Genomic DNA, 11,209 nt, shown 5'->3' with positions numbered 1-11,209 from the left:
GTAGGGCCACCCTTGCGGGTGGCCCTACATTGTTTTTACCGCCCTACCATTCCTCTACCGGCCGACATTGTCTTGCCGGAGCGGTTCAGTTCCGGGTCTGGACCGTGTCCCGGATGTCGCGCAGCAGGGCCGCGGATTCGTCGACGGTACGGCCGGGGAACATGGCCATCGCGACGCTGCCGTGGTCCGCCCAGCCGCAGACGGCGAGATCGCCCTCCGGGCTGGTGCTCGTCCCGCACTTCATGACGCCGCCGAACGAACCGGCATCCACCTCGCGGAGCCCGCCGATCGCCCCCTCGCCCTCGGCGACCAGGTCGAAGAGCCGGTCCAGATCCCGTTCCGGCTGCCAGACCAGCGCCGTACCGCCGAACAGCAGGACACTGCGCTGGGGGGCGGCCGGATCGGCGTACACGGCGCCGATGCTCTCCTCGGCGTTGATGTCGGCGGTGAACCCCGTACGGAGGTAGTCGGCGGTGGTCCTGGCCCGCTCGCTGCTGTCCAGGTTCAGGCCGGCGACCTGGGCCGGAGTCGTCAGGGTGGCGTCCTTCTCCTGGGCGATGCGCCAGCCGACGCTGCCGAGGCCGGCGGCCCCGGCGAGCGCCACCGCCAGCACCGAGCCGAGCACGATCTTCCGGCGTCGGGACGGGCCGGCGGAGGGTCCCGGGCCGTCCGGGTCGGGTGCCGCCGTGATGTCGGTCGCCCCGCTGTCCGGTGCGACCGGTTGAGCCAGTACGACCGGCTCCGACGTGATCTCGATAGCGCCGGAGTCGACAGAAGGACGCCGATCGGAGGAGTGGGCCTCGGACATAGCCGCCACCGTACGCGAGCCGGGAGGTGGCGCACGACGGACCTCGCGCGGCGGCTCGTAGACTTTGTGGGTGACCGAGACTCTGGATGCCAACCGCGCCCCGGCCCCGACCCTTTCCGCCCAGTACCAGCCGGGCGAGGTAGAGCGTCGGCGGTACGAGGAGTGGGTAGCGGCCGGGCGTTTCCGGGCCTCGGCCGAGAGCGACAAGCCTCCGTTCACCATCGTCATCCCCCCGCCGAACGTGACCGGCTCGCTGCACATGGGCCACGCCTTCGAGCACACCCTGATGGACGCGCTGAGCCGCCGCCGCCGGATGCAGGGCTACGAGGCCCTCTGGCTGCCCGGCATGGACCATGCCGGAATCGCCACCCAGAATCTCGTCGAGCGCCAGCTCGCCGGCGAGGGCCTGTCCCGGCACGACCTGGGGCGGGAGAAGTTCGTCGAGCGGGTCTGGCAGTGGAAGGCCGAGTCGGGCGGCAAGATCCTCGGCCAGATGCGCCGGCTCGGCGACTCGGTGGACTGGGACCGCGAGCGCTTCACCATGGACGAGGGACTGTCCCGGGCCGTACAGACGATCTTCAAGAAGCTGTACGACGACGGCCTGATCTACCGGGCGGAACGCATCATCAACTGGTGCCCCCGCTGCCTGACGGCACTGTCGGACATCGAGGTCGAGCACACCGACGACGACGGTGAGCTGGTCTCGATCCGGTACAGCGACGAGGTGGTGGTGGCCACCACCCGGGCCGAGACGATGCTCGGCGACACCGCGGTCGCGGTGCACCCCGACGACGAGCGGTACAAGCACCTGATCGGCACCCTGGTCGACCTGCCGCTGACCGGGCGACGGATCCCGATCGTCGGCGACGAGCACGTCGACCCGAGTTTCGGGACCGGCATGGTGAAGGTGACCCCGGCGCACGACCCGAACGACTTCGAGATCGGGCAGCGGCACGACCTGCCGTCCTTGACGATCATGGACGAGCGGGGTGTCATCACCGCGCCCGGACCGTTCGAGGGACTGGACCGGTTCGAGGCCCGGCCCGCGATCGTGGCCGCGCTGCGCGAGCAGGGCCGGATCGTGGCGGAGAAGCGGCCGTACGTGCACGCGGTCGGGCACTGCTCACGGTGCCGTACGACGGTCGAGCCGAGGCTGTCGCTGCAATGGTTCGTCAACACCGCTCCGTTGGCCCGGGCGGCCGGTGACGCGGTCCGGGACGGCCGGGTGAAGATCGAGCCCGCCGACATGGCGAAGCGCTACTTTGCCTGGGTCGACAACATGCACGACTGGTGCATCTCCCGCCAGCTCTGGTGGGGGCACCGCATCCCGGTCTGGTACGGCCCGGACGGCGAGGTCGTCTGCGTCGGCCCGGACGAGGCGGCGCCGACCGGGGAGGGCTGGCACCAGGACGTCGACGTCCTCGACACGTGGTTCTCCAGCGCGCTGTGGCCGTTCTCCACGCTCGGCTGGCCGGAGTCCACGCCCGACCTCGCGAAGTTCTATCCGACCAGCGTGCTGGTGACCGGCTACGACATCCTGTTCTTCTGGGTCGCCCGGATGATGATGTTCGGCCTGTACGCGATGGACGGCCGGCAGCCGTTCGACGTGATCGCGCTGCACGGCATGGTCCGCGACCAGTACGGCAAGAAGATGTCCAAGTCGTTCGGCAACGTCGTCGACCCGCTGGACTGGATCGAGCGCTACGGCGCCGACGCCACCCGGTTCACCCTGGCCCGGGGCGCCAACCCCGGGCAGGACGTGCCGGTCAGCGACGAGTGGTGCCAGGGCTCGCGGAACTTCTGCAACAAGCTCTGGAACGCGACCCGGTTCGCCCTGATGAACGGCGCGCACGTGTCGGGGGAGCTCCCCGAAGCGTCCCGGCTCTCCACCGTGGACCGGTGGGTCCTGTCCCGGTTGCAGCACGTCACCGCCGAGGTCGACGAGCAGTTCGAGGCGTACGAGTTCGCCAAGGTCTGTGACACCCTGTACCACTTCGCCTGGGACGACGTCTGCGACTGGTACGTGGAGCTGGCCAAGCCGGTGCTGGCCGCCGGGGGCGAGGCGGCAGAGGTCACCCGACGGGTGCTGGGACACGTGCTCGACCAGCTGCTCCGGCTGCTGCACCCGGTGGTGCCGTTCGTGACCGACGAACTCTGGATCGCGTTGGCCGGCGCGGAGGCGGCGGGCGCCGGGCCGGAGGGTGGATCCGTGATGACCGCAACCTGGCCGGTCAGCGTGCCCGCCCTCCGCGACGATCAGGCCGAACGCGAGGTCACCGATCTCCAGCGGGTGGTCACCGAGATCCGGCGGTTCCGGTCCGATCAGGGGCTGCGTCCGGCGCAGCGGGTGGCCGCCCGGCTCGACGGTCTGGCCGAGGCCGGCATCGCCCCGCACGAGTCCCTGATCCGCTCGCTGGTCCGGCTGGACGAGGCGGCGCCGGACTTCCGGGCCAGCGCCACGCTCGCGGTCTCCGGTGCGGTGACCGTGGCGCTGGACACCCGTGGCTCGATCGACGTCGCCGCCGAACGGGCCCGGCTGGAGAAGGACCGGACCGCGGCGGAGAAGGAGATCACCCAGGCCCGGGCGAAGCTCGGCAATCCGGCGTTCCTCGGCAAGGCTCCGGCGCCCGTGGTCGACAAGATCAGGGACCGGCTGGCCGCGGCAGAGGCGGACCTGGAGCGGATCAGCACCGCCCTGGCGGCGCTGGGGTGACGGTGGCCGGCGGGGGCGTCGTGGGCGAGTCGGAAGGCGGGCAAGGGGTGTGTGCGGTGAGGCGGATGGGCGAGGATCGCGGTGAGTGAACGTAGTGAGCGGGTGGCCGAGTTCGCGCGGGTCGAGGCGGAACTGGCCGGACGGGGATTCACCCGGATGGTCTTCGACCTCGGGCGGATCGAGGAACTGCTCGACGTACTCGGCAGCCCGCAACGTGCCTATCCGGCGATCCACCTGACCGGTACCAACGGCAAGACCTCGACCGCACGGATGATCGACTCTCTGTTCCGGGCGTTCGGACTGCACACCGGCCGGTACACGAGCCCGCACCTGGAGACCGTCCGGGAGCGGATCAGCCTCGATGGTGAGCCGGTCAGCGAGGAGCGCTTCATCTCGGTCTACCGCGAGGTCGCACCGCTGGCCCGGCTGATAGACGAGCGTTCCGACGAACCGCTGACGTACTTCGACATGACGACGGCGCTCGCCTTCGCCACCTTCGCCGACGCTCCGGTGGACGTGGCGGTCATCGAGGTGGGTCTCGGCGGGGCCGAGGACTCCACCAACGTGTTGGGTGCCGGCGTCTGCGTCATCACCCCGATCGGACTCGACCACACCGAGTGGCTCGGCGACACCATCGGGGACATCGCGTTGGCGAAGTCGGGCATCATCCACAAGGGCGCCACCGTGATCTCGGCGACCCAGCCGGAGGAGGCCGCCCAGCCGATCCTGGAACGGTGCGCCGAGGTCGGTGCCACCATCGCGAGGGAAGGCGGCGAGTTCGGCGTACTCCGTCGGGCCGTCGCGGTCGGCGGACAGGTGCTGTCGCTACAGGGTCTCGGTGGGGTCTACGACAACGTTTTCATCCCGCTGCACGGCGCACACCAGGCCCAGAACGCCGCGCTGGCCCTCGCCGCCGTCGAGGCGTTCCTCGGCGCCGGTGCGGCCCGGCAGCTCGACGTCGAGACGGTCCGCGAGGGTTTCGCGGTGGCCGACTCGCCGGGCCGACTGGAACGGGTCCGGTCGGCGCCGACGATCTTGCTGGACGGCGCGCACAACCCGCACGGCATGGCGGCGACCGTGAACGCCCTGCAGGAGGAGTTCGCGTTCAGCCGGCTGGTCGCGCTGGTCGGCGTGCTCGAGGACAAGGACGCGTCGAGCCTGCTCGAACTCCTGGAGCCGGTCGTCGACGTCGTGGTCGTCACCCAGAACACCTCACCCCGGGCAATGCCGGTCGCGGAACTCGCGGAACTCGCCACCGAGATCTTCGGACCGGACCGGGTCGAGGTGGCTCCGGAACTGCCCGACGCGATCGAGGCGGCGGTGGCGCTGGCCGAGTCCGACGTCCAGGGGGAGCTGAGCGGGGTGGGTGTGCTGGTCACCGGCTCGGTGGTCACCGTCGCCGACGCCCGCCGGCTGCTGAAACGATGAGCGGCCCGGGTGGGGCGACCAGCCCCGGCGAGCTGAGCGGTGCCGGTGGGGCGAGCGGCCCCGACGCCGGTGGGGCGAGCGGCCCCGGCGAGCTGAGCGGTGCCGCCGGCCCGGCCGGGCCGGGCGGGCCCGCCGACGGCGGTGGCCGGCCGTCCGGGCTGCGCGATCCGGTCCGGGCGGTACGTGGCCTGGGCGCCATGACGCTGGGCGTCGAGACGCTCGTCCTGCTGCTCGCGATCCAGCCGATCCGACTCCTCGGCGGCGACCTGGGAGGTACGGCCATCGGCGTGGTCGTCGGGCTCGCGGTGCTCGCCGCCGTACTCGCCGGAAATCTGCGCCGGCCCTGGGCCTGGCACGCCGGAACGGTGCTCCAGGGGCTGTTGATGCTCGCCGGCCTGCTGCACTGGTCACTTGGTGCGCTGGGCATTCTCTTCGCGGCCGTCTGGCTGTACGTGCTGCACGTCCGCCGGGTCATCCTCGGCTGATCGGTCCGCCGGACGCGGACCGTCGCCGGTCAGCGGCGAGGCGACGGCCGGCGTACCCGTCGGTGGCTCAGCCGGTGGGGCGGCCGCGCCACTGGGTCAGTGCGATGCCGTGCCCGTCCGGGTCCCGGAACGCGGCGGCCCAGAGTTCGAGCTTCGCCCCCCGGTTGACCGCGCGCGGCGCGTAGGTGAACTTCACACCCTTGGCGAGCAACTCCTCGTAGACGGCGTTGACGTCGTTCACCTCGAGGTTCAGGTGGACCAGCCGACGGTTGATCGGGGCGACCTCACGGATGGCCCGGAGCACGAGCCGGGTCGCGCCGGAAGCGAGGATCGCGTTCCCCTCGCCACCGTCGATCTCGAAGAAGCCGAGCAGGTCCCGGTAGAACGTGATCGACCGGTCGAGATCGGTGACCAGCAGCGTGATCCCGACCCCGGCGATCGGTCCGGAGCCGCCGACCCGGGCCGGTGGCTGGATTTCGATCAGGTCCGCGAGGATCGCCTCGTCGTCCGGGGAGCCCGGATCATCGTCGAGCGGGGAGACCGGATCATCGTCGAGCCGGGAGACCGGATCATCGTCGAGCGGGTCCGGTCGGCTCTGCCGGCCCGTACCGGTCGCCGGATCGTCCAGGGGGATGTCGATCTCGTCCTGGGGCTGCTCTGCGGTCGGATCCGTGCGGGTCGGGTCCTCCGCGCCCCAGGCGGTCGAACGCGGGACGTCGCCGGTTCGGGCCTCGGGCACCGACGGTCCGTCATGGTGGACCGGCCGTGACGCCCGCGGCAGGTCCGAGGGCGGCAGGTCCGAGGGCGGCAGGTCCGAGGGCGGAGCGTCGGAGCCGGCGTCGCCGGAGACCGGGGCGTCCGGGGCCGGCGCGTCGGTCACCGTCGCGCCCGGCGGCTCGTCGGTGGACCTTCCGGCCGGGCCGGGACTCGGTCGTCGGGTCCGGCCGCCGGGACCGGGACCCGGCCGCGACCGGCGCGGCAACGGTGCGGTGGAGGGCGGGTCGACAAGCGTTCCCTCCAGCACGATCGTCCCGCCGGGAGTCTGCCGCATCACCACCGGATCCTCGCGTGGCGTACCCAGATCGTCCCGGAGGGTCTCCAGGTCGTCGCGGAGTGCGTCCAGGTCCTCGGCCAGGTCCTCGTTGCTGACCGGGGCTCCCGTCGGCCGGGCCGCGTACGGGTCGTCCCGCCCGCCGCGGGCCCACGGCGGAGTCTCCTGTTCGATCAGGATGTCGTCGCTGAGCGGGTCGAGGTCGTCGAACGGCGGCGGAAGATCGCCGCTCGCCGCCGCCTCGGCGTGGGTCAGGACCTCGTCCCAGAGGATCCGTACGTGCCGCTGGTCGTCGATGGCGACCATGATCGGCAAGGTGGCTCCCGGGTCCGGCCACTTCGACACCGGCACCCGGGGATCACGGATCTTCACGGACCGGGCCGGCACCCCGGGCGCGTCGATCACGATCTGGAGTTCGCAGCGACCAAAGGTCGACGACGCGGGCGGCTCGGTGACGCTGTGCACGTGCCCGATGCCGGTCACCCAGGCCCGGGGACCGCTGCGGACGGCGGTGATCGCGACGAGTCCGATGGCCAGCGCGAGCAGGGCCACCCCGAGGACCGCGATCGCCCAGCTACGCATCCCGAAGCCGAACAGGATGACGAAGGTGGCGAAGGTGCCCAGCACGGCGGCGACGAGCTTGCGCACCGGTGCGACCTGACGGCGACGACCTTCTGCCACAGTGGACCTCCCTGGTTAAGGCCAGGCTAGGCCGGATCTGGCGGGAATGGAACGACCCGAGGCCGGTACGCGGCCTCCGTCGGTAGGCTGACCAGTGCTCGACCCTCCGGCCCGCAGCGAGGAACGTCCGTGACCAGCAGTGGTTCCGCCGAACGCACGCTCGTACTGATCAAGCCCGACGGGGTCCGGCGGCGCCTGGTCAGCGAGATTCTCGGCCGGTTCGAGCGCAAGGGCCTCGGCATCGACGCCATGGTGCTCCGCCGGATGGACGACCGGCTCGCCGACCAGCACTACGCCGTGCACCTGGCGGAGCCCTTCTACCCGGGGCTGCGGGCGTTCATGACCTCGGGACCACTGGTCGCGCTGGTGCTCTCCGGGGACGGGGTCGTCGAGATGGTGCGCGGGATGGTCGGGGCGACCGACGGACGACGGGCGGTACCCGGAACGATCCGGGGCGACTTCGCCACCTCCGGACGGGAGAACCTGGTGCACGCGGCGGACTCCGCCGAGACCGCCCGGCGCGAGATCGCGCTCTGGTTCCCGGGGCTGGACTGACTGTGAGCATGCCGGAGCCGGAGCCGGGGATATTCGGAGCCGGGGATATTGAGTGAGGTCCGCCGCGGGGGTCGAGTATCGTTGAGGCCCACAGGGCGATGACCCGGCCATCACCGGCGAGCCTCCGGAAGAACAGGTGGAAACACCCCAGTAGAACCGGGCGGGTCCGGCCCGTCACAGCCGGCCAACGAGCGGGTGGTCGATTCCGACCACCAAGCGGGGTGGTACCGCGGGTCTCGCGGCGCGCCGGATGACGGCGTACCGGGGGATTCGTCCTCGCAGTCCACAGGCAGTGAGCTGCGACGAGGAGATCGACCCGCGATGGCGTACCCGAAGAACGCCCCAGCCGGCACGGGCGTGCCGGCCAGTCCCGACCTCCCGGAGGTCGAGCGCCGCGTGCTCGACCACTGGGTGGCTGACAAGACCTTCGAGGCCAGCGTCGAGGCCCGCGACCCGGGACCGCACGGCGGAAACGAGTACGTCTTCTACGACGGCCCGCCCTTCGCCAACGGTCTGCCGCACTACGGCCACCTGCTGACCGGCTACGTCAAGGACGTGGTGCCGAGGTACCAGACGATGCGCGGCCGGCGGGTCGAGCGGCGCTTCGGCTGGGACTGCCACGGCCTGCCGGCCGAGGTGGAGGCGGAGAAGCAGCTCGGCATCACCACCAAGGCGGAGATCCTCGACCTCGGGGTGGCGAAGTTCAACGACGCCTGCCGGACCTCGGTGCTGGCCTACACCCGGGACTGGGAGCGGTACGTCAACCGCCAGGCCCGCTGGGTCGACTTCGGCAACGACTACAAGACGCTCGACCTGGACTACATGGAAAGCGTCATGTGGGCCTTCCGCCAGCTCCACGACAAGGGCCTGGTCTACGAGGGCTTCAGCGTGCTGGCGTACTGCTGGCGGTGCGAGACGCCGCTGTCGAACACCGAGACCCGGATGGACGACGTCTACCGGGACCGGCACGACCCGACGCTGACCGTCTGGTTCGAGCTGACCCCGGACGAGGCCGCCCCCGAGCTGCTGCGCGGGCCGGTCCGGGTCGGGGTCTGGACCACCACGCCGTGGACCCTGCCGTCCAACCTCGCGCTCGCCGTCGGCCCCGACATCGAGTACGCGGTGCTGGAGCGCGACGGCCAGCGGTACCTGGTCGGTGCCGCCCGGGTCGGCGCGTACGCCAAGGAGCTGGACGGGTACACCCAGGTCGGCACGGTGCACGGCCGGGAGCTGGTCGGCCGGCGCTACGCCCCGCTCTACGACTTCCTGGTCGGGCAGGCCGGGCCGAACGCGTACCAGGTGCTCGGCGCGGAGTTCGTCACCACCGAGGACGGCACCGGGGTGGTGCACCTGGCGCCGGCCTTCGGCGAGGACGACCAGAAGGCCTGCAACGCGGCCGGCATCCCGACCATCGTCACCGTGGACGACCACACCCGGTTCACCGCGCTCGTACCGCCGTACCAGGGGGAGCAGGTCTTCGACGTCAACAAGTCGGTGATCCGGGAGCTGAAGGACCGGGGGGTGGTGCTGCGGCAGGACACCTACACGCACTCGTACCCGCACTGCTGGCGCTGCGACACCCCGCTGGTCTACAAGGCGGTCTCCTCCTGGTTCGTCGCCGTCACCAAGGTCAAGGACCGGATGGTCGAGCTGAACCAGCAGATCAACTGGACGCCGGGACACGTCCGGGACGGCTCGTTCGGCAAGTGGCTGGCGAACGCCCGGGACTGGTCGATCAGCCGGAACCGGTTCTGGGGCTCGCCGATCCCGGTCTGGAAGTCGGACGACCCGGCGTACCCGAGGGTCGACGTCTACGGCTCGCTGGCCGAGCTGGAGGCCGACTTCGGCGTGAAGGTCACCGACCTGCACCGGCCGGTGATCGACGAGCTGACCCGACCCAACCCGGACGACCCGACCGGGCGCTCCACCATGCGCCGGGTCCCGGAGGTGCTGGACTGCTGGTTCGAGTCCGGTTCGATGCCGTTCGCCCAGGTGCACTACCCGTTCGAGAACGCGCAGTGGTTCGAGGACCACTACCCGGGGGACTTCATCGTCGAATACGTTCCCCAGGTCCGGGGCTGGTTCTACACCATGCACGTGCTGGCCACCGCGCTGTTCGACCGGCCGGCGTTCCGCAACGCCGTGGTGCACGGCATCGTGCTCGGCGAGGACGGTCGCAAGATGTCCAAGAGCCTGCGCAACTACCCGGACGTCTACGAGATGTTCGACCGGTACGGCTCGGACGCGATGCGCTGGACGCTGATGTCGTCCCCGGTGCTGCGCGGCGGGGACGTGGTGGTCAGCGAGACGACGATCCGCGACTCGGTACGCCAGGTGCTGCTGCCGTACTGGAACGTCTGGTACTTCTTCTCGCTCTATGCGAACGCGGAGGGGTACGAGGCGGTCCGGCGTACCGACTCGACGGACCTGCTCGACCGGTACGTGTTGGCCAAGACCGGTGAGCTGGTCGACGCGGTGCGGGCGCAGCTCGACACGTACGACATCTCCGGTGCCTGCGCCACCGTCCGGTCCTTCCTGGACGCGCTGACCAACTGGTACGTCCGGCGGTCCCGGGACCGGTTCTGGTCCGGGGACCGGGACGCCTTCGACACCCTCTACACGGTGCTGGAGACGGTGAGCCGGGTGCTCGCCCCGCTGGCCCCGCTGACCGCCGAGGAGGTCTGGCGCGGGCTGACCGGGGACCGGTCGGTGCACCTGGCCGACTGGCCGGACGTCGCCGAGTTCCCGGCCGACCACGAGCTGGTGGCGGCGATGGACGCGACCCGGAACGTCGCCTCGGCGGCGCTGTCGCTGCGCAAGGCGAAGGGCCTGCGGGTCCGGCTGCCGCTTTCCTCGCTGACCGTGGCCACGCCGGCCGCGAGCACCCTGGAGCCGTTCGCCGCGCTGATCGCCGACGAGGTGAACGTCAAGGCGGTGACCTTCAGCGACGAGCTGGCCAGCTACTGCGAGCAGGTGCTCACGGTGGTGCCCCGGGCGCTCGGCCCCCGGGTCGGCAAGCAGGTGCAGACCGTGATCAAGGCGGTCAAGGCCGGCGACTGGGTACTGGTCGACGGCGTACCGGAGGCCGCCGGGGTCCGGCTGCAATCCGGCGAGTACGAGCTGAAGCTGGTCCCCGCCGACGTCGAGCACTCCGCCGCGCTGCCCGGTGGGGAGGGCGTGGTGGTGCTGGACACCGCGGTCACGCCGGAACTGGCCGCCGAGGGGCTGGCCCGGGACGTCGTACGGGTGGTGCAGCAGGCCCGCCGGGACGCCGGGTTCGACGTGTCGGACCGGATCGACGTCGTGCTCGCCGGTCCGGCGGAGGCGGCGCGGGCGGTCGGCGCGTACCGGGAGTTCGTGGCCCGAGAGGTGCTGGCGGACTCGGTCGAGTTCGCCGACCAGGTGGATGGCTTCTCCGGCGAGGTCGGCGAGGGCGGCCGGGTGACCGTGGCGGTACGCCGCCGCTGACCTGGGCGGCACGGCTGGGG

General features: G+C 71.2%; 7 protein-coding genes. 5 read left to right on the top strand and 2 right to left on the bottom strand.

Annotated features, from left to right (window positions below):
• Nucleotides 1–85 precede the first annotated feature (85 nt).
• Nucleotides 86–808, bottom strand: a complete 723-nt coding sequence (locus tag ACFP2T_RS37845) for a hypothetical protein (RefSeq protein WP_377430738.1) — start codon at nt 806–808, stop codon at nt 86–88.
• A gap of 70 nt (nt 809–878) precedes the next feature.
• On the opposite strand from ACFP2T_RS37845, the gene ACFP2T_RS37840 reads away from it, so the two are divergent.
• From ACFP2T_RS37840 to ACFP2T_RS37830, 3 genes are all read left to right on the top strand, one after another.
• Nucleotides 879–3,521, top strand: a complete 2,643-nt coding sequence (locus tag ACFP2T_RS37840; RefSeq protein ID WP_377430736.1) for a valine--tRNA ligase — start codon at nt 879–881, stop codon at nt 3,519–3,521.
• A gap of 156 nt (nt 3,522–3,677) precedes the next feature.
• Complete coding sequence (locus ACFP2T_RS37835) at nt 3,678–4,949, top strand: bifunctional folylpolyglutamate synthase/dihydrofolate synthase (RefSeq protein ID WP_377430769.1); 1,272 nt, start codon at nt 3,678–3,680, stop codon at nt 4,947–4,949.
• Nucleotides 4,946–5,434: a DUF4233 domain-containing protein gene (locus ACFP2T_RS37830; RefSeq protein ID WP_377430733.1), complete on the top strand. Its 489-nt coding sequence runs from the start codon at nt 4,946–4,948 to the stop codon at nt 5,432–5,434. Before ACFP2T_RS37835 ends, ACFP2T_RS37830 begins: the two co-directional genes overlap by 4 nt.
• 67 nt (nt 5,435–5,501) lie before the next feature.
• On the opposite strand, the gene ACFP2T_RS37825 is transcribed toward ACFP2T_RS37830, so the two are convergent.
• Nucleotides 5,502–7,166: a VOC family protein gene (locus ACFP2T_RS37825; protein WP_377430731.1), complete on the bottom strand. Its 1,665-nt coding sequence runs from the start codon at nt 7,164–7,166 to the stop codon at nt 5,502–5,504.
• A 129-nt stretch (nt 7,167–7,295) separates the two neighbouring features.
• Between ACFP2T_RS37825 and ndk the strand changes: the two genes are divergently transcribed.
• Both ndk and ileS read left to right on the top strand, forming a co-directional pair.
• Nucleotides 7,296–7,721 (top strand): nucleoside-diphosphate kinase, encoded by a 426-nt coding sequence (gene ndk, locus ACFP2T_RS37820; protein WP_377430728.1) that lies wholly within the window; start codon nt 7,296–7,298, stop codon nt 7,719–7,721.
• A 321-nt stretch (nt 7,722–8,042) separates the two neighbouring features.
• The gene (gene ileS / locus ACFP2T_RS37815) at nt 8,043–11,189 is read left to right on the top strand and encodes an isoleucine--tRNA ligase (RefSeq protein ID WP_377430725.1); all 3,147 of its coding nucleotides are present in this window, start codon (nt 8,043–8,045) and stop codon (nt 11,187–11,189) included.
• Nucleotides 11,190–11,209 lie beyond the last annotated feature (20 nt).

The organism is Plantactinospora solaniradicis, from assembly GCF_042658085.1.
In the GTDB taxonomy this organism is placed as follows: Bacteria; Actinomycetota; Actinomycetes; order Mycobacteriales; family Micromonosporaceae; genus Plantactinospora; species Plantactinospora solaniradicis.
The sequence above is the reverse complement of the archived record's forward strand: the minus strand, read 5'-3'. Positions and strand labels throughout refer to the sequence as shown.